The sequence below is a fragment of the Bradyrhizobium sp. genome (genome assembly GCF_016462955.1).
In the GTDB taxonomy this organism is placed as follows: Bacteria; Pseudomonadota; Alphaproteobacteria; order Rhizobiales; family Xanthobacteraceae; genus Bradyrhizobium.
The window spans coordinates 1-24,201 of sequence record NZ_JAEMSD010000042.1; the positions used below are offsets into that span (position 1 = coordinate 1).

Sequence of the window (24,201 nt, forward strand, 5' to 3'; positions counted from 1 at the left end):
ATTTCTGACAGGAGTATCGCCATGCAGCGCTTGACCGAACAGATCCTTGAGCATGCGACGCGGCTGCCAGAGGGCACGCCCGTCGCGGCTAAGAGCTTGCTTCACCTCGGCAATCGTGCCGCGGTGGACCAGGCCCTGTCGCGCCTGGCCGAGCGGGAACAACTGATCCGGGCTGGACGTGGTGTTTACCTCCTGCCGGTCACGAGCCGGTTTGGGACCAGAGCGCCGTCCGTGGAACAGGCGGTCGAGGCGCTCGCCGCCCAGCGCGGTGAGGTTATCGTCTCGAGCGGCGCGGCCGCCGCCAATAGCCTCGGGCTGACGACGCAGGTGCCGGTCCGATCCGTCTATCTGACGTCGGGGCGCACCCGGAGGATGAGCCTTGGCAAGCAGACCGTCGAGCTTCGCCACGCACCTCGCTGGCAGCTCGCCATGCCACATCGGCCGGCGGGTCAGGCGGTGCGAGCACTCGCCTGGCTCGGGCCAGAGAAAGCCGAGGCAGCGCTCAAGACCCTGAAGCGGAAGCTGCCGCCTGCCGCCTTCAACGAGCTGGTGGCCGCGGCCCCTCAGCTTCCAACCTGGCTCGCGCGCAGCGTGGGGAAGGTCGCGCATGGCTGACGCGTTCCTCCTCCTTCCGGCCGAGGATCGCCGGGAAGCCTTGAGCGTCGCTGCCGACCGCTCGGGCCGACCGGCGCACCTTCTTGAGAAGGATGCGTGGGTGGTTTGGGCGCTGGCGACGATCTACGGGTCGCCGCTCGGCGAACATCTCGTCTTCAAGGGAGGTACTTCGCTTTCGAAAGCCTATCGGGTGATCCGGCGGTTTTCCGAGGACGTGGACCTGACCTACGACATTCGCGCGCTCGCCCCTGACCTCGTCGGAGACAATGGCGAAGCGCTGCCGAAGACACGGAGCGAGGAAAAGCGCTGGACGAGTGCAGTGCGCGAGCGCCTGCCGCAATGGGTGGTTGGGGCCGTTCAGCCGGTCATAGCCGAGGCGTTGGCGGCCGGACCGCTGTCTGCGGCGATCCGGGTCGACGGTGAGAAGCTCTTTATCGACTATGAGGCGACGACGGCAGGCTCGGGATATGTCTCGCCGAGCGTCATGCTCGAATTCGGCGCGCGCTCAACAGGCGAGCCAGCGAGCCTGCGTGATGTCGTCTGCGATGCTGCCGGGATGGTGGATAGCGTGGTCTTTCCAACCGCTCGGCCAAGGGTCATGCATGCCGAGAGGACGTTCTGGGAGAAGGCGACCGCGATCCACGTCTTCTGCCTGCAGGAACGACTCCGCGGTGATCGCTTCGCGCGGCACTGGCATGACGTCGTGCGTCTCGATGAAGCCGGCTTTGCGACCGCTGCCTTCGCGGATCGCGAGCTGGCCAACGCCGTGGCCCGCCATAAGACGATGTTCTTCGCCGAGAAGGCCGCGGACCGCTCTCAGATTGACTACGCCGTAGCCGTGAACGGCGGATTGCAGCTTGTCCCAGCCGGCGACGGCGCCGAAGCTCTCGCAGAAGATTACGCGCGGATGGTCGACGATGGGCTCCTCCTTGAGGAAGCCGAGCCTTTCGAGACGCTCATGGAGCGATGCGCAGACATAGCCGCGCGAGCGAACAGCGCGGCAGAATAAGAAAAACGGGGCTGGGAGGCGGCGGGTGTACATTTCCGAAATCTACGCGAGCGGCTTCCGGTGCTTTGATCCGAACGCTCCGTTGCAGTTGAAGCTCTCACCGGGTCTCAATATCCTCGCGGGGCCGAACGACGCCGGGAAGAGCGCGATCATCGACGCCGCCCGCTATGTCCTTTGGACACGCGGCGACGATTATATCCGCCCCGACGAACACGATTTCCATGTCGGCGCGGACGGCATCCGTGGATGCGACTTCATCGTTCGCTGCACGTTCGACAACCTCAACGCAGACGAAGAAGCCCGCTTTCTCGAATGGTGCACCAACGAAAAGGGACAGCTTCGGCTGCACGTTTGCATGCGCGGCGCTAGGCGCGTCGCACCAGGCGGCGGCAGCATCATCTCCAGCCAGCACCGTGCTGGCGCCGAAGGCGAAGGGCTACCGCTCGACGGAGAGCTGCGGGAGTACCTGAAAGCCACCTACCTCAAGCCGTTGCGCGACGCCGAGCGCGAGATGCGAGCAGGGCGCCGGTCGCGCCTCTCGCGCATTCTCGGCGCGATGCCCACCATGGGGCCGCAGAGCAAGCCGGCGGCGCCGGGCGCCAACGCTACGCTCCACGACACGCTCGCTGCCGCGGACACGGCGGTCCGAGGCAACCCCGCCGTGGGAGGCGTCGCCAGCAGCGTAAACACCGATTTTCTCGACAAGCTGTCATTCGTGGATGATCGCCTCGTCGCGACGCTGGACCTGGGCGCGGGCGGTTCCTTCGATCAGATCCTCGAACGGTTCGAGCTCTATCTCAACGCCAAGGCAGGCGCCGAGCGCGTGCAGCGCGGATTGGGCTACAACAATCTGCTGTTCATGGCGGCCGAGCTGCTGTTGCTTCAGTCGCACCCCGACCAGGTCCCGTTCCTGCTGATCGAGGAGCCGGAAGCGCACCTGCATCCCCAGCACCAGACGCTGTTCATGGAGGTACTTGCAGCCCGCGCCGCCAAGCCGGACCCCAAGAAGGGCGAGACGCATCAACAGGTCCAGGTCCTGCTCACCACTCATAGCCCGCAGCTCGCGGCGGGCGCCGAGCTTGAGACCATGACGATGATCGTCGGTCACCGCGCCTTTCCGCTGGCAGCGGCGCACACCCGGCTTGAAGCGGACGACTACGAGTTTCTGCGCCGGTTCCTCGATGCGACCAAGGCTAACCTGTTCTTCGCCCGCGCGCTGATCGTCGTCGAGGGTGACGGCGAACATCTGTTGCTGCCCGCGATCGCCGAGAAGCTCGGACGTCCGCTCAGCCGATACGGCGTCTCGCTCGTCAATGTCGGTCACCGCGGCCTGTTCCGGTACAGTCGGATTCTGCAGCGCAGGACCGGGAACGCAATCCCGGTGCCCGTGGCGCTGATCCCTGACAGGGATATTCCGCCCGCTGAGGCGAAGGACCTCGTCGGTGGTCGGAAGACCGAGAACGAGCTGACGCAGGACGAGATCGCGGCGCGTCTGAAGACGCTGCGGCGCGACGTCGGAGATCCCGTCGATGCCTTCATCGCTGATAGTTGGACTCTCGAGTTCGATCTCGCGCTACGGCCCGAACTTGCCGAGAGCATTCACCAGGCGGTTCAGCTCGCCAAGACCAGCAGTGGTAAGCCCGAGCGGCTCGCGAAGATCGGGAAGCAGGCCAGCGAAACCTACGCGGGCTGGAAAGCGGCCGGGTGCTCTGCGACCGAGATTGCGGTCAAGATCTACCAGCCCGTCCATGACAAGGAAGCTTCCAAAGCCGAGGTCGCCGAGCAGCTTGCCGCCATACTGCGCCAACGCACCGATACGCCGGAGCAGATGCGCGAGCGGCTCCCGCCCTATCTGGTGCGCGCGATCGACTACGTGACGGGCGGCTATGTCCCCGGAGCGCCGGTGATTGCGGCCGAGCCGGAGGTGGGGGACATCAAGGTCGCTGCGATGGACGGCGCTGCGGCGGTGAAGGCGTAGCGTCATGTTCGAAATCCTGCCGCTCACGCCCGAACTGCTTGCCGAACTTGGTGACGAGCTGGGCGGCTGCGATTTCACCGATCCGAGCCAGATCGACTTCCTGGCGGAGGCCGCTCCCTGTGACGTGCAGGCGGCGCCCGGCAACGGCAAGACGACGCTGCTGGCGGCGAAGCTCGCGCTGCTTTCGCGCAACTGGACGACCCGCAGGCGGGGCGTCTGCGTCATCTCGCACACAAACGCCGCGCGAACGGAGGTCGAAGATTTGATCGCCCGTCATCCGACCGCGGCGCGGCTGATGACCTATCCTCATTTCACTGGCACGGTCACAGCCTTCATCAACCAGTATCTCGCCTTGCCCTACCTTCGAGGCCTGGGCTGGCACGTGCGCCAGATTGACGACGATGCCTTTGCGGCTGAGGCGTTGCGGCGGTATCCGAGTTGGCGCGTCCTCGACAACCTCGCCAAGAACCAAAAGCTCAAGCTGAAACGCAAGCTCGAGGAGTGGATTGCGCTTCTCGATCTTGACCCAGCCTTCACGGACACCTCCCCGGAGCCCAGCGCACTGGCCGTGCGCTGCCGCAAAGGGCAATGGGGCGCCCACACCGATTGTGGGAAGGCGCTTGAATCCCTCAAGGCCTCGATGGTCAAGAGCGGGCTCTATCGGTACGCCGACATGACCGCGCTCGCGCGGCGCGCACTCCTTGAAAACCCCACTCTCGCCGCGCGGCTTCGCGACCGGTTTCCGCTCGTCATTCTTGATGAGGCGCAGGACACACATGGCGACCAGCTCCGCCTGTTGGAGCATGTGTTTAAACAAGACGGAGCGGCGTTTCAGCGTCTCGGGGACAGCAATCAAACGCTATACGAGGACGAAGGAACAGCACCGGCCTATTGGACGCCAGGTCCAGGTTGCATCCCTCTGGATACGAGCCGCAGGTTCGGCGGGGAGATCGCCGGTTTCGCCAGCCGGCTGACCGCGCGCCAGGCTCAGACCATCGTGGGACTGGGCGCACGGCCGGCGTCGCGGGTGATGTTCCTATTTGACGAAGCTACGATCGGTGGGGTTCTCGGAGCCTTCGCCGACGAGGCACGAGCGCTGTGGGGCGGCGATTGCAGCACGCGCGACATCTGGGCAGTCGCGTCGCGTCACAATCTGGTCGGTAAGAAAGGGGCGTGGCAACCGAAAAGCCTCGTCGACTACCATCCCGCATATCGCAGCGAGGGCGGGTCTCGATCGAAAGCGAACCTGTTTTGCCGGCAGCTTCAGAAGGCTGCAGTCCACCACGCCGCCGCGCGCCCGCCCGCAGAGGTCAGTGAGATGCTCGCCGCGGGGATGTCTGGACTGGCGCGGGCTCATGGTTGGAAAGCGGCGAATGATCGTCCGATCACCGCGCACAATGTCTGGGCGGCGCTTGCGCACCGCGACGTCGCGTTGCCCCGCATCATACGTCGACTGTTGCGGGACCATGTGCTTGCCGGCGCTGCGGTGTGGGAAGAAGCGGCATGGCTGGCGTTCATGGAAGCGTTGCTACCGCTCTTCAATCCGCCTCCTCAGGGCTCCGAGGGCGATATTGCGGAGTTTTGCACCTTCGTCGCCGAGCAAAAGGCCGATCTTGCCGACCCCGAGCGCCGCTCCACGAAACAGGTTCAATTTGACGACCTCATATTGCGGCTGGGGTCGATCCACTCGGTCAAGGGCAAGAGCCTAGATGGCATTCTCGTCGTTGAAAGCGAGGTTTGGAAAGGCAGCAGTGCGGACGAGCAGTGCATTGACCTGACCGCGGTCCTTCCGCGTGCGTTCGGCGTTACCGACGAGCTCTTTACGGGGGTAAGGCTTACTGCCGCGACAAACGTCTTCGTGGGCGTGACCAGGCCGCGCGAGTTGCTAGGTCTCGCGCTGCGCAAATCCGAAGCAACGGTCCTGATAGGCCCCGCCACGGACCAAGGATGGAAACTTGTCGACCTGGTCGCGCAGGCTGCGGAGCTGAAGGAATGAGCGGGCCCGTGTCGACAGCGGGACTGGGGACGTCGACCAAGCTGATTGGTTTGACCAAGCATACGAAGCACGGCCACGTACCAAGCCCGGTCTCGCCGCACTTCGTGGCGCCGCCGGCGCAGCCGGCCCTGTCTTTCAACTCGATTGCCTTGGCCGCCGCCATCGCGAGGACGGCGACGACTTGGGATGATGCACCGGTCGTCCTACTCGACGGATTGCAGCAAAGTGCTCTGATCGAACTGGAGACTTTGCTCCAGGACGGATCGGCCTTTGCGCTCAAATCTCATTTCAAATTTCTCGCAGATACTGCCGGGTCGCAGTTTGCGGCCAAGGTCGGCGCCGGCATTGCCCACCTGTACATGGACGCTCTCGGCTACGCATGGCGAGCGAACGCGGCGTGTCTGTCCTCGTCGCTCGATCCCCATGCGGATTTCATTTACGAAGGTGGCAACGCGTCTGGCCACGGTGTTGTGCTCGCCGAGGCGCACGGTTCGTTCGCCAAAGATGCGAGCGCTGCTAAGATCGCGAATGCGGCGAAGAGAAAGTACGTCAAGCAGGTAAAACCCTTTGTCGCGAAGCCGTCGCCGTTCGGAGAGATCATCCACGGCTATTCAATTGCATTTGGGTCGAAGCCAACGGTAGCCGGGAGCTTCCTGGCCGTATCGGAGACGCGGATCTCGAGGCCGCGAAGAAGACCTCCACCGCCGAGCGTCCCGCAAAGAGGCGCGATACCAGAAGGCACGCCGGCGCCGATCGCTCTAGCGAGCCATCGCTCGAACTTTCTCTTGATGGGCGCACCCGGGGTGACGAATTGGATCGACTGGATTCGCTTGCCGGACTCCCCAGCTCCCGAGCGACATAACGTTTCGTTTCTTCGATTTGGCTATGCGGGTCGAACCTATTTGGCGACGCCTCCATGGCTTTTGCGGCCAGGCGGCCCGCCGTGGTGGATCGAGGATTTCTTCGATCATCCCGAGTGGTGGCGACTTGCTCGGCGCGCACGATTGTCGCCATCACGCCACCCTGGGTCTGACTTCGGCTGGTTCGCGATCGAGGAGAAGGCAGGAGGCGAATTCTTAAATGCGCTGAGCAATGCGATCCGCGACAGAGAGGCGGGTCTGTCTGCAACGATGAGGCTTCCAACCTTCGAGCCGACGGGCTTTGCGCTCTCCGCGGGAGATCGCATTGCCGGAGCCGACGCTGACGAGCCTTATCAGTATGCGCTTTTCCGCGACGGCTTGGCCCTGCTGGGCAAGCCTTTCCGAGGGCGGCCGCGCGATGTGGTTGTCTGGTCGCCAGATGGAGGGATGGTGCTCGGATGACGCTGCTGCAGGTCGCGTCGCAGAGCGCACTATGTTATGAGTTCGTGACGGTACTTTATTGGTTCGCAGCGAGGCCCATCCACATCACCGAAAATGGGTCCTGAGAGGCGATCGATCTCGATAGATACCGAAACCGCACAAAAAAATTTTCGTGCGAATTTCCCTTTGAAATCAACACCGTAATATTTTGACGGCCCGAGGGTCGGCTTTCAGCATCGAAGACAAGAAAAAACCTAGCTAGATCAATGGCCTATCGTGGTTTAAAACAATCGAGTGGGAGTAGGGGGGCGTATTGATCCAGGTGGTGCGACGGTACTTTCTCGAGCGGTGAGATCGACTGCGTCGTTCACATGCGCCGAAACAATCGATAGGTGTCGATCGGTTCACGGGAATACTGCCCGCGTGTGAACTGTAACAGCTCTGCGGCGTTGAAGGTGGGTGCAAATCTCCTCCCTAGCGCCAGAACCTTACATCCTGATCCTGACCGGAGCGGGTCTGCTCATTGCGCTCGTCGCTTGGCTACCGCTCGCCCTGAAGCGGCTGCCGCTGTCTCTGCCGATCGTCTGCATTGGGATCGGTGCTGCTATCTTCTCGCTGCCGGCAGTCACGCTCCGGCCACTGCCGCTCAATTACCCCGACTTCACGGAGCGTTTCACCGAGTTCGTCGTGATCATTGCGCTGATGGGGGCCGGCCTGAAGCTCGATCGCCCGTTCAGCTGGCGAAAGTGGAGCGTCACCTGGCGGCTGCTGGCGATCACGATGCCGATCGGAATCCTGGCAATCACGGCATTGGGCGGGTGGATGCTGGGTCTGTCCTGGATCGCGGCGCTGCTGCTGGCGGCAAGCCTGGCGCCGACCGATCCGGTGCTGGCGTCCGACGTTCAGGTCGGGCCTCCCAAGACCGGGGAAGAGGATGAGGTTCGCTTCGGCCTCACATCCGAGGCCGGCTTGAACGACGGCTTCGCCTTTCCGTTCGTGCATCTTGCGATCGCCCTCGGTTTGGCGGCGACGACGGGGGAGCCATGGGCGGGGAAGTGGCTGCTTTACAACGTGGTGTGGGAGATTGCCGCCGGCCTGATCGGTGGCTGGCTCATTGGCCGGCTGTTCGGCTGGCTCACGTTCCACGTCCCCGCCGACACCAAGCTGTCCAGGACGGGAGACGGTCTGATCGCAATATCGGCCACGTTCGTTTCTTACGGCGTGACCGAAATCATCCACTGCTACGGCTTCCTCGCCGTTTTCGTCACCGCACTGACCTTGCGCCGATCGCACCGCGATCACGAGTTCAACCGGCAGATGCACGACATCACCGAGCAGGTCGAGCGGCTGGCCATGATGGTCCTGCTGCTGCTGTTCGGCGGGGCGCTCGTCAGCGGCTTGCTGCGCCCGCTTCATCTGGTGGACGTGGCTGCCGCGGTTGCGATCCTGCTCATCATCCGGCCGATCGGCGGGTTGATTGCGCTGGCTGGATTCGAGGCTCGCTTTTCGGAGAAGATGACGCTGGCCTTCTTCGGAATCCGAGGCGTGGGTTCCTTCTACTATCTGGCCTATGGACTCAATCATATGGAGTTAACCGTCGGCGAGCGGCTGTGGGCTATCGTTGGCCTCGTAGCGCTCTTGTCGATTCTCCTTCACGGACTCACTGTTACGCCGGTCATGCGACAACTCGACAGGAGTCAGGGTCGGGATCCGGACGCCGATGATGCGGCTCCGCCGCCAAGCGCGCAACGACCGGCGTCGGCCTAGGATCGAACGATGCTCGGCGGCGGCGCTTTGACGCCGCGAGGACCCATTCGCGCGTCGAACTCAATCGCAGCTGCGCGGGGGTAGGACATTCCGACGTCTTGAGACCGTGTTGTCCCGACTGTAACGTCAAGCACACGGTCCGCAGAATGCCTAAAACTCTCGACATCTGATGATCGAGGAGTTGGAACCAGCACAGGCTGGCGTTTGCGAGTGGCCGCACTTGATGACGGGGCGGAGCCATGTCCGACTTACTGCCCAGCGCGTTGGATCTTGCGCGCTTCCAGTTTGCCTTCACGGTGGTCTGGCACTTCCTTTTTCCAGCCTTCACGATCGGGCTCGCGAGCTATCTTGCGGTGCTCGAAGCTCTGTGGCTATGGACGGGCCGCAGCGCTTATCTCGACACCTATCGCTATTGGCTAAAGATTTTCGCCGTCGCTTTCGCCATGGGCGTGGTGTCGGGCGTAGTCATGTCATACCAGTTCGGCACGAACTGGTCGGTGTTTGCCGACAAGACGGCGCCGGTGCTCGGTCCGCTGCTCGGCTACGAAGTGCTGACGGCATTCTTTCTCGAGGCCGGCTTCCTTGGAGTCATGCTGTTTGGCCTTGGCCGCGTCGGTCCGCGCCTGCATTTCGTCGCGACCTGTTTCGTCGCGGGCGGCACCTTGCTCTCGGCCTTCTGGATTCTCGCCGCGAATTCCTGGATGCAGACCCCGGCGGGACACGCCATGGGAGCGAACGGCCAGTTCATTCCCGAGAGCTGGCTGGCGATCATCTTCAATCCCTCGTTCCCCTATCGCTTCGCCCATACGGTCACCGCCGCCTACCTGACGACCGCGATGATCGTGGGAGCCGTCGGCGCCTGGCACCTGCTGCGCGACAGGATGAACGAACGCGCACGCATCATGTTTTCGATGGCGATGTGGATGGCCGCGATCGTGGCGCCGATGCAACTCCTGATCGGGGATCTGCATGGCGTGAATTCGTACCACCACCAACCGGTCAAGGTCGCCGCCATGGAAGGCCACTTCGAGACCGAGCGCCGGGCGTCCTCCATCCTGTTCGGCATGCCGGATGCGGAAGCCGGGGTGACGCGCGGCCAAATCGCCATTCCAGGATTTGCGAGCCTTTATCTCACGCATAGCCTCGATGGAGAGGTCAAGGGGCTCAAGGCTTTCCCGAAGGACACCTGGCCGACCAACATTCCGCTTGTCTTCTGGGCGTTCCGCATCATGGTCGGCTTGGGGATTCTGATGATCGTGCTCGGCATGACCTCGCTCGTCCTGCGTTGGCGCGGCGCTCTGTACGACGCGCCATGGCTGCACCGCTTTGCCGTGGCTATGGGACCGTCGGGGCTGATCGCGGTGACGGCCGGATGGACGGTGACGGAGGCGGGACGCCAGCCGTTCACGGTTTACGGACTGCTGAGGACCGCCGATAGCGTGGCGCCGATCGCGGCGCCGGCCGTGGCTGCGTCTCTGGCGGCATTCATCGTCGTGTACTTCGTGGTCTTCGGCGCCGGGATCGCTTATCTGTTTCACCTCTTCCGCCAGGCGCCTGAAGCCGGCGAGCACGGGCCGCCACAAGGCGAGCCGGTCCGTACGGCCGGCATTACGCCGGCGCCAGCCTTGATGGCAGGAGCGTCGGGCACGCCTAGAGCAGAGCCGCAGCCAGCGGGGATCAGGCCATGAGCATCGACCTCACACTGATTTGGGCCCTGCTGATCGCGACGGCCGTGCTGCTCTACGTGGTGATGGACGGCTTCGACCTCGGCGTCGGCATCCTGTTTCCGGTCGAGGCGGCGAGAGCCGACCGCGATGTCATGGTCAACTCCGTCGCGCCGGTCTGGGACGGCAACGAAACCTGGCTCGTGCTCGGCGGCGGCGGCTTGTTCGCGGTGTTTCCGCTGGCCTATGCGACGATCCTTCCCGCCCTCTACATGCCGCTCATCCTGATGCTGCTCGCATTGGTCTTCCGGGGGGTGTCCTTCGAGATGCGGTTTCGGGCGCGGACGCCCGCCGGTGAAACATGGTGGGACCGCGCCTTCTCGTGGGGCAGCTTTGCCGCCGCATTCCTCCAGGGCATCTGCCTCGGCGCGATCGTGCAGGGCATTCGTGTCGAGGGGCGTGCTTACGCCGGCGGCTGGTGGGACTGGCTGACGCCTTTCTCTGTCTTGACCGGTGTTGCCCTCGTCGTCGGCTACGGCCTGCTCGGCGCGTGCTGGCTGATCTGGAAGACGGACGGCGCGCTCCAGGCACGCTGCCGCAATTATGCGCGCGTGCTCGGATTCGCGACACTCGGCTTCATCGCCGTCATTTCGGTGATGATGGTGATCCAGAGCCCTGCGTTCCGCGAGCGATGGCTGACGCTGCCGAACATGCTGTATGCAGCGCCCGTGCCGGTTCTCGTGGCCCTGCTGGCCTGGCGCTTCCACCGCGCGCTCGCAAAGGGTGAGGATGGGGTGCCGTTTCTGTGCGCGCTCGGCTTTTTCGTGCTGTCCTACATTGGGCTCGGCATCAGCATGTGGCCGATGATCGTGCCGCCCTCGATCACGATCTGGCAGGCAGCCACCCATCCCAGCAGCCAGGCATTCCTGCTCGTCGGCGCGGCGGTGCTGGTGCCGGTGATCCTGGTCTATACCGGCTACGTCTACTGGATCTTTCGCGGCAAGGTGCGGCACGGCGAGGGATATCATTGAGGCTGCGCATGTCTCAAACCTTGCGGCAATGGCTGTGGTTCGTTGCGCTATGGGCCGCGGGCGTGATCGCGCTGCTGGCGGTTGCAATGCCGATCCGATGGCTGCTCAAGACTGGGTAGAAAAGCTGCCGCACCCTCGATCTTCTGGGCTCACCTCGCCAAGCTCGATCTGGTCGCTGCTTGCTGTCCTGTCCGCGCGGAGGCGCCCGGCGGAAACGTCGGATCTCCGTCACGGCCGCTCGTGATACGACATCCGCATCGTCACTTCCGGAGCCCGCCTTGATGTCCGTCGCGACTGCCGCCAGCCAGCTTCCCGCCACTGCCGTTGAAACTGACCCCGAGACCCTCGGCTGGATGCGCGGCTTCCCGCCATCCGCCGACCGCCTCATCACCTTCCAGGACGGCTCCTTCCGCAATTTCCCCGAGCTGCGCTGGGCCTGGAGCAACATCCGCCAGCTGGTGCCGACGGTGAATGTCTGGCGCGGGGCGGGGCCCGCATCACCTCTGCCACGCGCAGAGCAGGATATCGGCGCGGTCGCCTCGACCACGATGGACGGCAGGCCCATGACCTTCGCGAAGATGCTGGAGGAGACCTACACCGACGGCATCGCCGTGCTGCATCGGGGCAAGCTGATCTATGAGCGCTATTTCGGCGCCTTGAAGCCGCAGAAGCCGCATATCGCGATGTCCGTGACGAAGTCGTTCACCGGCGTGCTCGCCGGCATTCTGGTCGCCGAGGGCAAGGTCGATCCGCAGGCCCCGGTCACGGACTATGTGCCGGAGCTGAAGCCAAGCGCCTTCGGCGACGCGCGCGTGCACGAGGTCATGGATATGACGACGGGGCTCGCCTACACTGAAATCTACACCGACAAGAATTCCGACGTGTGGGGCCTCAGGCGTGCCAACGGCATGGCGCCGATCCCGCCGGACTACGACGGCCCGACCAACATTTTCGATTTCCTCGTCGCCCAGAAGAAGCAGGGCGAGCACGGCAAGGCCTTCGCCTACAAGACTGTCAACACCGACGTGCTGGCGTGGATCAACAGGCGCGCCAGCGGCCTGACACTGTCGGAGCTCTTGTCCGAGCGGATCTGGCAGCCGATGGGTGCGGAGGAGGACGCGTATTATCACGTCGACCGCATCGGCACCGAGAGCGGCGGCGGCGGGCTCTCCACCACCTTGCGCGATCTCGCCCGTTTCGGCGAGACCATGCGCGATCACGGCCGCTTCAATGGCCGGCAGATCGTGCCGTCGCAGGTCGTCGAGGACATCGCGCGCGGCGGCGATCCCGAGAAATTCAAGCCGGCCGGCTACACCACGCTGCCGGGCGCGTCCTACCGCAATCAATGGTGGGTCACGCACAACGCGCACGGCGCCTACATGGCGCGCGGCGTCTACGGCCAGGGCATCTACATCGACCCCAAGGCCGAGATGGTGATCGCGCGCTACGCCTCGCATCCCATGGCCGGCAACGCCGCCAACGATCCCGTGACCCTGCCGGCCTACATGGCGCTGGCGAAGGCGCTGATCGACGGTGCGTAGGGTGGATTAGCCTGCGGTTGCGCGAAGCGCAGCCGCCGGCGTAATCCACCTTCTCTCGTCGTGCCGTGCTGCTAGATGGCGGATTACGCTTCGCTAATCCGCCCTACAGGCTGTCAGCGCCGCGCCTGAGCCCTCACGCCTCCTGCCAATGCGGATAGGTGACGTAGGCGGTGACGGCGCCTTGCTCATGCGAGCGGATCGTGACCGTCTCGCCCTTCGGCATATGGACGATCTCGCCGGGCCCCGCGGTGACGATGCTGCCGTTGCTCGTGACCGACAGCTTGCCTTCGAGCACGATCATGACGTCGTCGACCTTCATCGTCTCCTCGAGATTTTGGTTCGGCGCGTAGCGGCCGAAGCCGATCGTGATCGGTGCGTCGTGGCGCTGGTCGATTACATTGCCGGCGAAGATATCGCCGTCCTGTCCCGGTGAGCGTTCGAGCGAAGCGTCGGCAAGGGCGAATTTGCGTACTTTCATGAGGTCGTTCCGTCTTGTGTGGCTGGGAAAGCACGAATCGACGCCGTGGCCGTTGTTTGGTTCGCTTCGCCGCACGAGGCGGTTTGACGCAGCGGAACATCCAAAATATAAGTATTGACTTATATAAGTAGAGACCGATATTGCCTCGGCAGGAGAACGCCAGGGAGAACCCAAAATGCAGATCGACGTCGCCCGGGTCTTGGGGCTTGTGACGCGCTCAGTGAGGAGCTTCGACAAGGACGGCAAGCCGGCGAGCGCGGTTACGCTGACGCGGCTCTACGACACCAGCGTCGACGATCTCTGGGACGCCGTCACCTCCAGGGAGCGCATTCAGCGCTGGTTTGCGCCGGTGGAAGGCGACCTTCGCCTTGGCGGACGATACCAGGTCAAGGGCAATGCCGGCGGCACCATCACGTCCTGCACCCCGCCGACCCACTTCGCCGCAACCTGGGAATTCGGCGGCGCCACGAGCTGGATCGATGTCACGCTGAGCGGAGAGCGAAGCCAGGCGCGTTTGACGCTCGAGCACACCGCTATCATCGAGGATCATTGGAATCAGTTCGGCCCCGGCGCCGTCGGCATCGGCTGGGACCTCGCGCTGGCGGGGCTGGAGCGATATCTTGCGACCGGGGCATCGGTCGACCATGAAGCGGCCGAGGCCTGGATGGTGTCGGCCGAGGGCAAGGACTTCATGACCACGAGCGGAGAGCATTGGCGTGCGGCGCATGTCGCAAGCGGGGTCGATCCCGGCGAAGCGAAGCAGCGCTCGGACCGCACCATCGCCTTCTATCGCGGCGAGATGCCGCCCGACATCGTTCATCCCGGCACAGGAAGCTGATGCACGTCTTCGAAGTCCTCGCCGATCCCGTGCGCCGCCGCATCCTCGAGCTGCTGGCACGAGGCGAATTGGCATCCGGTGAGGTCGTCGAACTGATCGGCGCCGAGTTCGGCATCACCCAGGCGGCCGTCTCGCAGCACCTCAAGGTGCTCAGAGAGAGCGGCTTCGCCACCGTTCGCGCCGAGGCGCAAAGGCGCCTCTATTCGGTCGACGCCGCGGGGCTGCAAGCGGTCGACGCTTGGGTCGGCCAATTCAGAACCTTCTGGGAGCCGAAGCTGGACGCGCTCGCGACCGAGATCGCCCGTGGCAAGCGCGAGCGTCGCAACGCGCCGATCGTCAAGCGGAGCGGGAAGAGGGCTTGAGGGCATGGATGAGAAGGGTAGGGTGGATTAGCCGGCGGCTGCGCAAAGCGCAGTCGGCGGCGTGATCCATGACTTGCTAAGCCGTGCTGGGATTGGTGGATTACGCTTCGCTAATCCACCCTACGACCCCCGCGACATCTTCTCATACTTCTTCACCAGCCGCTCCCGCTTCAGCCGCGACAGCCGCTGGATCCAGAACATCCCGTCGAGCTGGTCGATCTCGTGCTGATGGCAGACGGCGCGCAGGCCGTCCGATTCCTCGCTCCGCACATTGCCCTCGATATCCTGATAGCTGATGCGCACCCGCGCGTGGCGCTGCACGTCCTCGTTCACCCCCGGCATCGAGACGCTGCCCTCGCGATACATGATCATCTCGGGCGAAGCCCATGTGATCTCCGGATTGACGTAGGTCCGCGGCCCGTCCTTGGCGTCGAGCTCCAGCACCACCACGCGCAAGGGCACGCCGATATGCGGCGCGGTGATGCCGATGCCAGGCGCGGCGCGCATCGTATCGAGGAGATCCCGCGCGAGCTGGCGCAAGCCGTCGTCGAAGGCGGTGACGGGGCGGGCCGGCAGCGCAAGCCGGCGGTCGGGATAGCGGAGGATGGGGCGGATGGTCATGATGGCTCCTACCACTCACTCACAGATCATTGAAGCCAGCCATGCTTGACCGTCTACCTACTGGAAGGTAGCTAAAGGCCATGAGCTCCGCTTCCACGACCTCCGACGATATCCTCGCCTGTGCGCGCACGTTGATCATCGCGGGCGGCTACAACGGCTTCAGCTACGCCGACATTGCGGACGTCGTCGGCATCCGCAAGCCCAGCATCCACCACCATTTCGCGAGCAAGGTCGATCTGGTCCGCACCCTCGTGTCGCGCTATCGCGAAGAGGCCCAGGCAGGACTGTCGGCGCTCGAGCGCAACGTCTCGGATCCCGCCGAGCAGCTGAGGAGCTATCTCGGTTACTGGGAAGCGTGCATCAAGGATGCGACGGCGCCGTTCTGCGTCTGCGCGCTGCTGGCCAGCGAGCTTCCGATCCTGCCCGAGGAGGTGGCGCTCGAAGTTCGGGCTCACTTCCGCTCCCTGGCCTCCTGGCTGACCGCGGTACTGGAGCGCGGCAAGCGGCAGGGGCGGTTGCAACTCGCCGGCACGGCCCGGGTCGAAGCCGAGGGGTTCATGGCGACCGTTCACGGCGCCATGCTGTCGGCCCGTGCCTATGGCGATCCCAAGATGTTCGGCACCATCACCCGGCCGTTGCTGGACCGACTTTCCACCAGGCACTGACGGATCGATACGGCCGCAACGCATTGCGGTGGCGCGACCATCCATTTCGCAACGAAGCTACCAACTAGTAGGTAAGGAGAAGAGAATGAGGACTTACGAAATCGCCCCCGATACGACCGATACGCAATGGCTCAGGCACTATTACTTCCTGCGCGCCGCCTTTTCCGTCGGTTGGGTCATTGCGGCCTTTGCGATCGCGCCGTCGTCGGCGGTGATCGCAGCAGCATTGCTCATTGTCTATCCCGCATGGGACGCTGCGGCCAACTATCTCGACGCGCTCCGGAGCGGCGGGTTGAACCAGAACCGCACCCAGGGCCTGAACGTGCTGGTGAGCTTGGCAACCACCATCGCGGTGATCCTCGCCTTGCAGGTCAGCATGAACTGGGTGCTCGGGATCTTCGGAGCCTGGGCGATCCTGTCCGGCTTGCTCCAGCTCGGCACGGCCGTGCGGCGCTGGAAGCGTTTCGGCGCGCAATGGGCCATGGTGCTCAGCGGCGGCCAGTCGGCCCTGGCGGGCGGCTTCTTCATCTTCCAGGCCACGATGCCTGCGGTGCCGTCGATCGCGAATGTCGCGGGCTATGCCGCGGTCGGTGCGCTCTACTTCCTGGTCTCGGCGGTCTGGCTCACCGTTAGCACGTGGCGCCGCAGCGCGGCTGTGTGAGCGCTGTGTCGCTTTACGGATACGGCGTGCCGTCCTTGTGCAGGAAGCGGCCGTCGGATGCCGGGCTCATCATGTCGATGTCGGAGCAGGTAATGAGGTCGGCTTGCGAGCGCGAGCCGACCTCGAGATAGATCGCCGTCATGTTCGACCTGTTGATCATGTGATGACCGTTGCCGCTGGCCTTCGGGAACGCGGCGCAATCGCCGGCGCGCAGCACGGTTTCGCTGCCGTCCTCGATCAGCGTCACCTCGCCTTCGAGGATGTAGACGAACTCGTCCTCGTGCGAATGCCAGTGCCGCTGGCTCGACCAGCTGCCCGGCGGCAGGCGCATCAAATTGACGCCGAAATCAGTCAAGCCTCCGGCATCGCCGAGCCGCTTGCGGATACGTTCGGCGCAGGGCCCGGCGAAGGGCGCCGGATAGCCGGAGCCCTCGCGTGCCGGCACGGCGGCGATGTCGATCTTCGGCATGGAGCGATTTCCTGCAATTCAGCGCAAAGACGATGGGGCGGGTGGTCATGATGTAACTGGCGTCGGTACTACGTCCACACCGGCGGCGACCCGATTGTTTCCCGCAATGCGGCAGTCAGGATCGTCAGTTTGGCAGACGGCTGGGCCAAGGCTCGCAACAGATAGACGCCGGCCTTCGCCTCATTCCACCGTTCGTCGTCGAGCCGGATTCGTTTCAACGAACCGGCGCGTACATCCGCTCCGACAACCCAGTCTGCCAGGAATGCGATGCCGATGCCGGCGAGTGCCGCGAGCCGCATCGCTTCGAAGTCGTCGCACCGAAACACGGCTTGCGGTCCGGGCGCCGCGCCCGCGGGGTGACCAAGGACGTCCGACCAGCCCAGCAGGTCGGCGCCATGTAGTTTATCAATCAGCCGATGGCCAGTGAGGTTCTTCCCTTCGGTCGGTGTGCCGTGACGATCGAGATAAGCAGGAGTGGCGACCAACATCCTGTTCTGTGATGCCAGCTTGGTCGCGATGAGAGTGCTGTCGGCGAGTTCGCCGATCCGGATCACGGCGTCGAGCCGCTCCAGTACGGGATCAGCGAGCCTTTCCGTGAGATCGAGCTCGACCGTGAGGCCGGGATGATCCCGCATGATCGATTCCAGTGTGGGGACCACGTAGCGCTTGCCAAAGGTCGGAAAGCACGCAAGGCGAAGAACTCCGGCTACCGCACCATCGAACGCGGCGATCTCGGCGTGCGTGTCGGCGAGGTCGTCGAGCAACCGCTGCGCGCGTTCGAACAATCGCTCTCCGGCGTCCGTCACCGCGAGTGCGCGGGTCGAGCGCACCAGCAGGGGCACCCCGACGCTGTGTTCGAGCGCGTCGATCTGCCTGACGATGGCCGAGGGTGTCACGCCGCGATGACGTGCGGCGCTGGAGAAACTCCCGCCACGAACGACGTCAACATAGATGGCCAGATGTTCCGCAAAACGCGGGTCTTTCATCTTTGCGCCTCTCGCAAAACGGTTTCGAGCTCAACGCTCATTATCATCAATCCGCACAGGCCGTATCTCCTCTCTGGAAGGCGGGCTTACCGAGCCCAAGCCCTTGAATCAAAGGAGATTATCATGAAGGTTCTCGATCGCATCCTGTCGCAATCCGCCTATACCGCGGTGATTGACATGCCGCTTGACCGGGTGGACATCGCCGAATGGCTGTTCACGCTCTCCGAAGCCGAATATCTGCGCTGCTGCCCGCCTGACCACATTGCGGCCGGCGTCAGCACCACGGACGACGGACGCCGCATGATGATCAACGTCGAGCAGATCGGCGCGGGGCTGGTGATCCAGCACTACGTCGCGGAGGAAGCCGGCAAGACCTACTGCCGAATGAATTCAATCTCGGACGTGTTTACGACAAATGGCCGGACCCATGTCAACGTGATCTGGGAGCTGAAGGCTGAAGCCATCGATGACGGGCGCACACGCTATACGAACAGCGTCACGGCACATCCGACCGATGGCTTCATGGCGTTCCTGGACAAGCACGGCATTTCCCTCGAAGACGCCGCCAACGCGCGCCAAGCGGCCGGAAGCGACCACAATCGCCGAGAGACGCCGTTGTTCGCCGCCAGCATCGCGCGGCGCGCCAAGGCCCGTGCGCAGGAGCCGGCAAAGTGAAAGGCATCGTCTATGACGGCTTCGGTCCGGCGGAGGTTCTCCGCCTCGCCGAAGTGCCGGGGCCGGAGGTTCGTCCCCACGACCTGCTGCGTGTGAAGGCGGCAGGCGTCAACCGCGCGGATATTCTCCAGCGAAACGGCGCCTACGGCAATCAGAGCTTTGGCGAAAGCACCCTGCTTGGCCTCGAACTGGCCGGTGAAGTCGTTGGCGTCGGCAGCGAAGTCGACGACGTATCGATCGGGCAGCGTGTGATGGCGATCGTCGGCGGGGGGGCGTATGCCGAATTCGCACGGGTCGACCGTCGCATGGCGATCAGCATCCCAGGCAATGTCTCGTTCGTCGAGGGGGCGGCAATCATGGAATCATTTGTGACGCCGTCGAAGCGGTCTCACATGTTGCAGGCGTCGGGCAAGGTCAAACCGTCTTAGGACGCGTACTCATAAACCTTCGTCGATGTCCGGTTCGCCCCGACACCGACCGCCTTTGTGCAACCGCAGCAAATCTCGCAATGAGCCAACATCGGAAGTCGACTGCGCATTTGTGGTTGCGGCTACGTCATCGCGATCAGCGTTCAAACTCAGTCAATGTCCGCTCAGCACCAGCGTTCTGATCGGCAGCACTAGCGCCTGGATGCGCAGCAGCATGGCGTGCACGATGCCAGTAGCGTCGACGGCGTGGAGCGCAACGCGCTTGAGGGTGCCGGTCTCTTTGGCATCAATAACATCGTGATTGCTGGTGTAGGCATTGGTCACACAACTACTGCCGGGCGTCACGCCTTCCAGCCCGCCCTTGTAGATCGGCTCCATGAAAACGAGAATGGTGCCGGGACGCGCGACCTGCTGCGCTTCGATCAGTTGTTCACCGCCCCTGAACTGGCCTGCCGCGATGTAGTCCTGCACACTGGTCACGACCATCGGAATGATCGTCCACGGCTTGGAAATGCAGGTGGCCTCGGCCACCATTCCGACCTTCATGATCTGAGCCTCGATCTGCCCAAACCCTGCCATGAGAGCACGCCGTCCAGCGCCCTCGGGAATAAGAACGCCAGCCGACCGTATCATTGGATTCACGATGTCCCCCGGCCGCAGTCCGAACTGTTCAACGCGACCGTCGACGCCTGCGCGAATGAAAGTCTTGTCCAGATCGACCTGCGCTTCGGCCAATGCCGCCTCTGCGCTTGCCTTTTCCGCCGGTAGCAAAGCGTCCAGCCGCGTCATTGCTGATTGTCTGGAGGAAGTTGCGGCGTCGAGGGTGCCCTGGCGACCTGCGACGGCCACGCCAAGCTTTTCTATGTCGCGCTGCGGAACGATTCCGGGGTTGCGCTTCTGTAATTCAGTTTTAGTATCCAACTCGTCCTGCGCCTGCTGCAGCGAGCTCTTTGCCTCCTGAAGCTGGCCTTCCGCCTTCATGACATCGGCCTGCGCCGCCAGCATGGCGGCATCGATCTCGGCGATCTTGCGCTTGGCCGTCAAGAGCGCGGCTTCCTGCTTGGCGCTGTCGAGCCTGAAAAGCACGTCACCTCGCTTTACGTCGGCGCTGACATCGACATGAACCTCCGCAACCCGGCCGGTGACTTCGGACACAATCGGAACGGTCCGATAGAACAACGTCGCCGACGTGGTGGACGGATGAAAATAGAAGATCATCGTAATGAGTGAGACCGTCAGCATCAGACAGGCGACGATGCCGAAGCGCAGTTCGAACCAGACCGAGTAGAGTGTGATTTCGTGCCCGAAGCGCTTCCCCTGCCGATAGCGGCGATAGAGATAGTCCGGAAGGATCGTGAAGGTGGCGCAGAGGAGGAGTTCAAGCATTGCCCGGCGTCCCCCGCTTGAGATCGCGCTCGATCCTGTTCTTGATCTCGTCCACGGCAGCGCTTGTCTTCGCCACGTCAGGCACTGTCGCCGCGTGAGGCGCAGTAAGATCCGGCGCTTCGGTAGCGTCCGGCTCCGGCGCAACACCGGCCATTCTTTCGACTGCCCCGGCGATCTTCCGCAGAGGTGTGCTGAAGTCCGGCAAGTCGATCATGGCGAGGAACAAGCCGATCACCCAGAACAGATGATTGTGCGTAAACAGCGCGAGAAGTCCAAGCACTGCCACGATTTCAAACTGAAACTTCTGCGACTTGTGGGCCATCCGCTCCGGCATCGTATGCAGGTGCAAATAGAAATTACCGACCATCACAACGGCGGCGATGAGAATAATGCCGATAACCACCATAAGGGTATCGGTGTCACCTGGAGCGGTGATGAAGCCCGGTAGATGATGGGGCGTAGCCGGATGCAGGTCGCTCACGCGCTACTCCTCCGATTGCTCAAATTTCAGACTGAGCTTTTGCGCCTACATACTCGCACAATGAGGATACTTGGCAAGCTGGCTTGCGGCGAGCGGTGTGCCAGCCTCTCAGGGTATCGCTACGACAATCAAGCTATTTCACCATCAGCGATCCGCGCCCTGAGGCGACAGGGACGACCACCAGCCCGAGATGGCGTGGAGGCGGACGCCGCACATGATGAGAAGACCTCGCGACCATTTGGCGCGGAGTCGTTCGGGCGGAGGTCCCTTTCTGGCTCAAAGCGGCTATGTCAAACTAAACGGGGTGGACGTTCGCTCTACCTTTGACGACGGCGGTGCCCATTTTTTTCAGGCCGAGATCACACCGCATCGCAGCATGCTGTATCAGGCATTTTGCACCCTTCGCACTGCCTTGTCGTGCCTTTCCGATTTCTCGTGAAATCTGAACCACAGTCGACCCGCCTGGCTGAAAGTGAGATGATCGAGCATCGCCAGAACTTTCGGCCTTGCCGCATTTCGTTCCGGCCGCAGCCCATGCGCTCGGCGCCACCGTGTACGCAACGGCGAGCGCTTCGCGGTTGGCGGATGTCGGCAGCATCGGCGCCGCCGCTGTGATCGACTATCGTGCCGATGATTTCGAAAGCGTCGTCGCAAGGCTTACCGATCGTCGCGGCGCGGACGCCGTGATCGATTTCGTCGGCGGCGATTACCTTCCGCGCAACCTTCGCAGCCTTCGGCGTGGCGGGACCCTGGTTCAAGTCGGCATTTTGAGCGGCCAGCACGCCCCCTCGATTCCGCTCAACCTGCTGCTCCACAACCACTTGCGATTGGTGGGCACCGTGATGAAATCGCGAGGCGTGGACGAGAAGCGGGCGATGGTCCGTCGTTTCTCCGAAGGGTTTTTCCCGCTGTTTGAGTCGGGGGGCTGAAACCGTTGGTCGACCAGGTGTTTCCGCTCAAGCGCGCCGCCGATGCCCATCGCAGCGTGGAGCGCGGCGGAGGATTTGGAAAGGTCGTGTTGGTGGTGGATTGAGCGCGGGCTGGATATCGGCCATGTGCACGAACGGGCCGCCCAAATTCGCTCATCTGAGCGCGCTGCTCCTGGGGACGATGCCATCGTCCCGGTGTTTTGCCCGACGGGTCAATCGTGGTCCCCGCTGAGAACACCGTCCTCGCAAGTCATTGATCTCGCGAGGGCCCGCTACTGTGCATGGGGTTGTTTTTCGTGTTTTGTTCGGGTCGGGAAACCCTGCGACAAAAAATGGCATCAGCCTGTCGGTCGGCACAGTTCCCGTTCGTCTTCCAGGCGAGACAGACTGACCGGAGACCGAAATGCCTTCTTCGAATTATCGCTGGGTGATCGTCGCCGCCGGCGGCGTGCTCGGCTGCGTCGCGATCGGCGGCATGTTCTCGCTGCCGGTGTTTCTGCAGCCGATCGCGAAGGATACCGGCTGGTCGGTGACCGGCATCTCCAGCGCGATGACGATCGGCTTTCTGGCGATGGCCTTCACCAGCATGGTCTGGGGCACGCTGTCCGACCGGTTCGGGCCGCTGCCGGTCGTGCTGACGGGATCGGTCGTGCTGACGCTTAGCCTGTTCGCGGCGAGTTATGCGACGTCGCTGATCGTGTTCCAGTTCGTGTTCGGCCTCCTGGTCGGAGCGGCCTGTGCGGCCATCTTCGCGCCGATGATGGCGACCGTCACCGGCTGGTTCGACACCAACCGCGGGCTCGCCGTGTCGCTGGTCTCGGCCGGCATGGGCATGGCGCCCATGACGATGTCGCCGCTGGCGGCCTGGCTCGTCTCCGGCCACGACTGGCGTACCTCGATGCAGGTCATCGCTCTGGTGGTGGGCGCCATCATGATCCCGGCCTCGTTCCTGGTGCGCCGTCCGCCCGCGCTGGCGCAGGCCGCGGCGGCACCCGCAGGCGACGGCGCGACGGTGCCTGAGATGTCGATGGGCGAGGCGCTGCGCTCGCCGCAATTCCTCATCCTGCTCGCCACCAACTTCTTCTGCTGCGCGACCCATTCCGGCCCGATCATCCACACCGTCAGCTATGCCGTGAGCTGCGGCATCCCGCTGGTCGCGGCGGTGACGATCTACAGCATCGAAGGCTTTGCCGGCCTCGGCGGGCGTATCGCCTTCGGCCTGATGGGCGACCGCTTCGGCGCCAAGCGCGTGCTGGTCTCGGGCCTGCTGCTGCAGGCCTTCGGCGCGCTCGCCTATGTCTTCGCGCATCAGCTCACGACGTTCTATGCGGTCGGCGCCATCTTCGGCTTCATCTATGCCGGCACCATGCCGCTCTATGCCGTGCTGATCCGCGAAAACTTCCCGCTCAAGATGATGGGCACGGTGATCGGCGGCACCGCGATGGCCGGCAGCCTCGGCATGGCGACCGGCCCTCTCGCCGGCGGCCTGATCTACGACGCCTTCTCCAGCTATGCCTGGCTCTACATCGCCTCCTGGGCGATGGGCATAGGGGCGTTCCTGATGGCGATGACGTTCCGCCCCTTCGTAAAGCCGCAAGGCGAGGTGGCGCCGGTGGCGGCGTAAATTCGAGATCGAGGCGCGGCGTCAGAGCTGCGCCTCGATCGCGCCTTTGTCGATCACCGACCAGACCTGCCGTATCTTTCGGTCTTGAAACTCGTAGAACACGTTCTCGCAGAACGACACGCGCCTTCCATTGACCGCAAGACCCATGAATGTCCCGACTGGCGTGCAGTCGAACTTCAGTCGGGCGGCGATGCGCGGAGGATCGGAGATCAGCATCTCGATGTGGAAGTGCAGGTCCGGGATTTCCCGCACGTCCCGTTCCAGCATCGTGCGATAGCCTGCCAGCCCGAGGGGCTGCGTGTTGTGGTTGACCTCGTCATGCACGAATTGTCCGAGGGCCGGCCAGTCCCGCCGGTTCAGGCAGGCGATGTAGTCGCGGTAGGTGTCGGCGAGGTCGTCACTCGTCATGTCGAAGCTCCCACGGCTTCGGCCTAACGCGCGAGGACCGCGAACCGGTCCCCATCAGAGGCGCTTTTCGAAGAAGAGGTCCGGATAGGGATCGTCGTTGAAGCGCGGGATCTCGCGCCAGCCCGTGCTGCGATAGAGCTGACCGGCTTCAGGCAGCGCGCTGTTGGTGTCGAGCCGCAGCAGCGCCATGCCGAGCTCGCGCGCGGCGCTCTCGGCCGCATCCATCAGGCGGCGGCCGAGCCGCAGCCCGCGGGCCAGGCGCTCGAGCAGATCGCTGCGCTCTACAAG

The 24,201-nt window shown here is 63.6% G+C and carries 26 protein-coding genes; 18 read left to right on the top strand and 8 right to left on the bottom strand.

Features of this window, described 5'->3' with window-relative positions; all coding sequences use genetic code 11:
* Positions 1-21: 21 nt before the first annotated feature.
* The 9 genes from JHD07_RS07225 (at position 22) to JHD07_RS07265 (ending at position 12,902) form a co-directional block, all read left to right on the top strand.
* Positions 22-615, top strand: coding sequence for a DUF6088 family protein (locus JHD07_RS07225; protein WP_291620512.1), 594 nt, complete (start codon positions 22-24; stop codon positions 613-615).
* Positions 608-1,624, top strand: coding sequence for a nucleotidyl transferase AbiEii/AbiGii toxin family protein (locus JHD07_RS07230; RefSeq protein WP_291620476.1), 1,017 nt, complete (start codon positions 608-610; stop codon positions 1,622-1,624). Before JHD07_RS07225 ends, JHD07_RS07230 begins: the two co-directional genes overlap by 8 nt.
* 25 nt (positions 1,625-1,649) lie before the next feature.
* The gene (locus JHD07_RS07235; RefSeq protein ID WP_291620477.1) at positions 1,650-3,602 is read left to right on the top strand and encodes an AAA family ATPase; all 1,953 of its coding nucleotides are present in this window, start codon (positions 1,650-1,652) and stop codon (positions 3,600-3,602) included.
* 4 nt (positions 3,603-3,606) lie between these two features.
* Positions 3,607-5,598 carry a UvrD-helicase domain-containing protein gene (locus tag JHD07_RS07240; protein WP_291620478.1) on the top strand — a complete coding sequence of 664 codons (1,992 nt, stop codon included), beginning with the start codon at positions 3,607-3,609 and terminating at the stop codon, positions 5,596-5,598.
* Positions 5,595-6,920: a hypothetical protein gene (locus tag JHD07_RS07245; protein WP_291620479.1), complete on the top strand. Its 1,326-nt coding sequence runs from the start codon at positions 5,595-5,597 to the stop codon at positions 6,918-6,920. The genes JHD07_RS07240 and JHD07_RS07245 overlap by 4 nt, the downstream gene beginning before the upstream one ends.
* 438 nt (positions 6,921-7,358) lie before the next feature.
* A complete protein-coding gene (locus JHD07_RS07250; protein WP_291620480.1) occupies positions 7,359-8,666 on the top strand; it encodes a cation:proton antiporter in 1,308 nt (435 codons plus the stop codon).
* A gap of 239 nt (positions 8,667-8,905) precedes the next feature.
* Complete coding sequence (locus tag JHD07_RS07255) at positions 8,906-10,354, top strand: cytochrome ubiquinol oxidase subunit I (RefSeq protein ID WP_291620481.1); 1,449 nt, start codon at positions 8,906-8,908, stop codon at positions 10,352-10,354.
* Positions 10,351-11,361 (top strand): cytochrome d ubiquinol oxidase subunit II, encoded by a 1,011-nt coding sequence (gene cydB, locus JHD07_RS07260; RefSeq protein WP_291620482.1) that lies wholly within the window; start codon positions 10,351-10,353, stop codon positions 11,359-11,361. Before JHD07_RS07255 ends, cydB begins: the two co-directional genes overlap by 4 nt.
* A 281-nt stretch (positions 11,362-11,642) precedes the next feature.
* Positions 11,643-12,902, top strand: a complete 1,260-nt coding sequence (locus tag JHD07_RS07265) for a serine hydrolase (protein ID WP_291620483.1) — start codon at positions 11,643-11,645, stop codon at positions 12,900-12,902.
* A 133-nt stretch (positions 12,903-13,035) separates the two neighbouring features.
* Here JHD07_RS07265 and JHD07_RS07270 read toward each other — a convergent pair whose 3' ends face one another.
* Positions 13,036-13,380 (bottom strand): AraC family ligand binding domain-containing protein, encoded by a 345-nt coding sequence (locus JHD07_RS07270; protein ID WP_291620484.1) that lies wholly within the window; start codon positions 13,378-13,380, stop codon positions 13,036-13,038.
* A 175-nt stretch (positions 13,381-13,555) separates the two neighbouring features.
* Here JHD07_RS07270 and JHD07_RS07275 point away from each other — a divergent pair, with 175 nt between their 5' ends.
* Positions 13,556-14,218 carry an SRPBCC family protein gene (locus JHD07_RS07275; protein WP_291620485.1) on the top strand — a complete coding sequence of 221 codons (663 nt, stop codon included), beginning with the start codon at positions 13,556-13,558 and terminating at the stop codon, positions 14,216-14,218.
* Positions 14,218-14,580, top strand: a complete 363-nt coding sequence (locus JHD07_RS07280; protein ID WP_291620486.1) for a metalloregulator ArsR/SmtB family transcription factor — start codon at positions 14,218-14,220, stop codon at positions 14,578-14,580. The genes JHD07_RS07275 and JHD07_RS07280 overlap by 1 nt, the downstream gene beginning before the upstream one ends.
* 120 nt (positions 14,581-14,700) lie before the next feature.
* On the opposite strand, the gene JHD07_RS07285 is transcribed toward JHD07_RS07280, so the two are convergent.
* Positions 14,701-15,201 (bottom strand): peptide deformylase, encoded by a 501-nt coding sequence (locus JHD07_RS07285; RefSeq protein WP_291620487.1) that lies wholly within the window; start codon positions 15,199-15,201, stop codon positions 14,701-14,703.
* Between the two features lie 80 nt (positions 15,202-15,281).
* Here JHD07_RS07285 and JHD07_RS07290 point away from each other — a divergent pair, with 80 nt between their 5' ends.
* Both JHD07_RS07290 and JHD07_RS07295 read left to right on the top strand, forming a co-directional pair.
* Positions 15,282-15,866: a TetR/AcrR family transcriptional regulator gene (locus JHD07_RS07290; protein ID WP_291620488.1), complete on the top strand. Its 585-nt coding sequence runs from the start codon at positions 15,282-15,284 to the stop codon at positions 15,864-15,866.
* 85 nt (positions 15,867-15,951) lie between these two features.
* A complete protein-coding gene (locus tag JHD07_RS07295; protein ID WP_291620490.1) occupies positions 15,952-16,527 on the top strand; it encodes a DUF308 domain-containing protein in 576 nt (191 codons plus the stop codon).
* A gap of 13 nt (positions 16,528-16,540) precedes the next feature.
* Here the strand turns inward: JHD07_RS07295 and JHD07_RS07300 are convergent, their stop codons facing one another.
* Positions 16,541-16,996, bottom strand: coding sequence for a cupin domain-containing protein (locus tag JHD07_RS07300; RefSeq protein WP_291620492.1), 456 nt, complete (start codon positions 16,994-16,996; stop codon positions 16,541-16,543).
* Positions 16,997-17,064: 68 nt separating this feature from the next.
* On the bottom strand, positions 17,065-17,982 hold the full coding sequence (locus JHD07_RS07305; protein ID WP_291620494.1) for a LysR family transcriptional regulator: 918 nt from the start codon (positions 17,980-17,982) through the stop codon (positions 17,065-17,067).
* 123 nt (positions 17,983-18,105) lie between these two features.
* Between JHD07_RS07305 and JHD07_RS07310 the strand changes: the two genes are divergently transcribed.
* Both JHD07_RS07310 and JHD07_RS07315 read left to right on the top strand, forming a co-directional pair.
* Positions 18,106-18,657, top strand: a complete 552-nt coding sequence (locus tag JHD07_RS07310; protein WP_291620496.1) for a hypothetical protein — start codon at positions 18,106-18,108, stop codon at positions 18,655-18,657.
* Positions 18,654-19,085, top strand: a complete 432-nt coding sequence (locus tag JHD07_RS07315; RefSeq protein ID WP_291620497.1) for an alcohol dehydrogenase catalytic domain-containing protein — start codon at positions 18,654-18,656, stop codon at positions 19,083-19,085. The genes JHD07_RS07310 and JHD07_RS07315 overlap by 4 nt, the downstream gene beginning before the upstream one ends.
* A 153-nt stretch (positions 19,086-19,238) precedes the next feature.
* Here the strand turns inward: JHD07_RS07315 and JHD07_RS07320 are convergent, their stop codons facing one another.
* Together JHD07_RS07320 and JHD07_RS07325 are read right to left on the bottom strand one after the other, a co-directional pair.
* Complete coding sequence (locus JHD07_RS07320; RefSeq protein WP_291620499.1) at positions 19,239-20,471, bottom strand: biotin/lipoyl-binding protein; 1,233 nt, start codon at positions 20,469-20,471, stop codon at positions 19,239-19,241.
* Positions 20,464-20,952 carry a hypothetical protein gene (locus tag JHD07_RS07325; RefSeq protein ID WP_028182209.1) on the bottom strand — a complete coding sequence of 163 codons (489 nt, stop codon included), beginning with the start codon at positions 20,950-20,952 and terminating at the stop codon, positions 20,464-20,466. The genes JHD07_RS07320 and JHD07_RS07325 overlap by 8 nt, the downstream gene beginning before the upstream one ends.
* Before the next feature lie 506 nt (positions 20,953-21,458).
* Here JHD07_RS07325 and JHD07_RS07330 point away from each other — a divergent pair.
* The 3 genes from JHD07_RS07330 to JHD07_RS07340 all read left to right on the top strand — a co-directional run bounded on the left by JHD07_RS07330 (position 21,459) and on the right by JHD07_RS07340 (position 23,505).
* Complete coding sequence (locus tag JHD07_RS07330; RefSeq protein WP_291620504.1) at positions 21,459-21,881, top strand: zinc-binding dehydrogenase; 423 nt, start codon at positions 21,459-21,461, stop codon at positions 21,879-21,881.
* A 17-nt stretch (positions 21,882-21,898) separates the two neighbouring features.
* Positions 21,899-21,985, top strand: coding sequence for a hypothetical protein (locus JHD07_RS07335; protein ID WP_291620515.1), 87 nt, complete (start codon positions 21,899-21,901; stop codon positions 21,983-21,985).
* A gap of 299 nt (positions 21,986-22,284) precedes the next feature.
* Positions 22,285-23,505: an MFS transporter gene (locus JHD07_RS07340; protein ID WP_291620506.1), complete on the top strand. Its 1,221-nt coding sequence runs from the start codon at positions 22,285-22,287 to the stop codon at positions 23,503-23,505.
* A 21-nt stretch (positions 23,506-23,526) separates the two neighbouring features.
* Here the strand turns inward: JHD07_RS07340 and JHD07_RS07345 are convergent, their stop codons facing one another.
* Both JHD07_RS07345 and JHD07_RS07350 read right to left on the bottom strand, forming a co-directional pair.
* Entirely contained in the window at positions 23,527-23,913 is a 387-nt protein-coding gene (locus tag JHD07_RS07345) for an ester cyclase (RefSeq protein ID WP_291620508.1), read from the bottom strand.
* A gap of 54 nt (positions 23,914-23,967) precedes the next feature.
* On the bottom strand, positions 23,968-24,201 hold a 234-nt coding region (locus tag JHD07_RS07350; RefSeq protein WP_291620510.1), incomplete at its 5' end, for a GNAT family N-acetyltransferase.

What these genes read in the sequence shown, in the direction of transcription:
- JHD07_RS07240 (WP_291620478.1), top strand. Translation starts at nt 3,607, where the DNA reads ATGTTCGAAATCCTGCCGCTCACGCCCGAACTGCTTGCCGAACTTGGT.
- JHD07_RS07225 (WP_291620512.1), top strand. Translation starts at nt 22, where the DNA reads ATGCAGCGCTTGACCGAACAGATCCTTGAGCATGCGACGCGGCTGCCA.
- JHD07_RS07280 (WP_291620486.1), top strand. Translation starts at nt 14,218, where the DNA reads ATGCACGTCTTCGAAGTCCTCGCCGATCCCGTGCGCCGCCGCATCCTC.
- JHD07_RS07255 (WP_291620481.1), top strand. Translation starts at nt 8,906, where the DNA reads ATGTCCGACTTACTGCCCAGCGCGTTGGATCTTGCGCGCTTCCAGTTT.
- JHD07_RS07310 (WP_291620496.1), top strand. Translation starts at nt 18,106, where the DNA reads ATGAAGGTTCTCGATCGCATCCTGTCGCAATCCGCCTATACCGCGGTG.
- JHD07_RS07305 (WP_291620494.1), bottom strand. Translation starts at nt 17,982, where the DNA reads ATGAAAGACCCGCGTTTTGCGGAACATCTGGCCATCTATGTTGACGTC.
- JHD07_RS07230 (WP_291620476.1), top strand. Translation starts at nt 608, where the DNA reads ATGGCTGACGCGTTCCTCCTCCTTCCGGCCGAGGATCGCCGGGAAGCC.
- JHD07_RS07345 (WP_291620508.1), bottom strand. Translation starts at nt 23,913, where the DNA reads ATGACGAGTGACGACCTCGCCGACACCTACCGCGACTACATCGCCTGC.
- cydB (WP_291620482.1), top strand. Translation starts at nt 10,351, where the DNA reads ATGAGCATCGACCTCACACTGATTTGGGCCCTGCTGATCGCGACGGCC.
- JHD07_RS07300 (WP_291620492.1), bottom strand. Translation starts at nt 16,996, where the DNA reads ATGCCGAAGATCGACATCGCCGCCGTGCCGGCACGCGAGGGCTCCGGC.
- JHD07_RS07265 (WP_291620483.1), top strand. Translation starts at nt 11,643, where the DNA reads ATGTCCGTCGCGACTGCCGCCAGCCAGCTTCCCGCCACTGCCGTTGAA.
- JHD07_RS07270 (WP_291620484.1), bottom strand. Translation starts at nt 13,380, where the DNA reads ATGAAAGTACGCAAATTCGCCCTTGCCGACGCTTCGCTCGAACGCTCA.
- JHD07_RS07320 (WP_291620499.1), bottom strand. Translation starts at nt 20,471, where the DNA reads ATGCTTGAACTCCTCCTCTGCGCCACCTTCACGATCCTTCCGGACTAT.
- JHD07_RS07275 (WP_291620485.1), top strand. Translation starts at nt 13,556, where the DNA reads ATGCAGATCGACGTCGCCCGGGTCTTGGGGCTTGTGACGCGCTCAGTG.
- JHD07_RS07295 (WP_291620490.1), top strand. Translation starts at nt 15,952, where the DNA reads ATGAGGACTTACGAAATCGCCCCCGATACGACCGATACGCAATGGCTC.
- JHD07_RS07245 (WP_291620479.1), top strand. Translation starts at nt 5,595, where the DNA reads ATGAGCGGGCCCGTGTCGACAGCGGGACTGGGGACGTCGACCAAGCTG.
- JHD07_RS07285 (WP_291620487.1), bottom strand. Translation starts at nt 15,201, where the DNA reads ATGACCATCCGCCCCATCCTCCGCTATCCCGACCGCCGGCTTGCGCTG.
- JHD07_RS07290 (WP_291620488.1), top strand. Translation starts at nt 15,282, where the DNA reads ATGAGCTCCGCTTCCACGACCTCCGACGATATCCTCGCCTGTGCGCGC.
- JHD07_RS07340 (WP_291620506.1), top strand. Translation starts at nt 22,285, where the DNA reads ATGCCTTCTTCGAATTATCGCTGGGTGATCGTCGCCGCCGGCGGCGTG.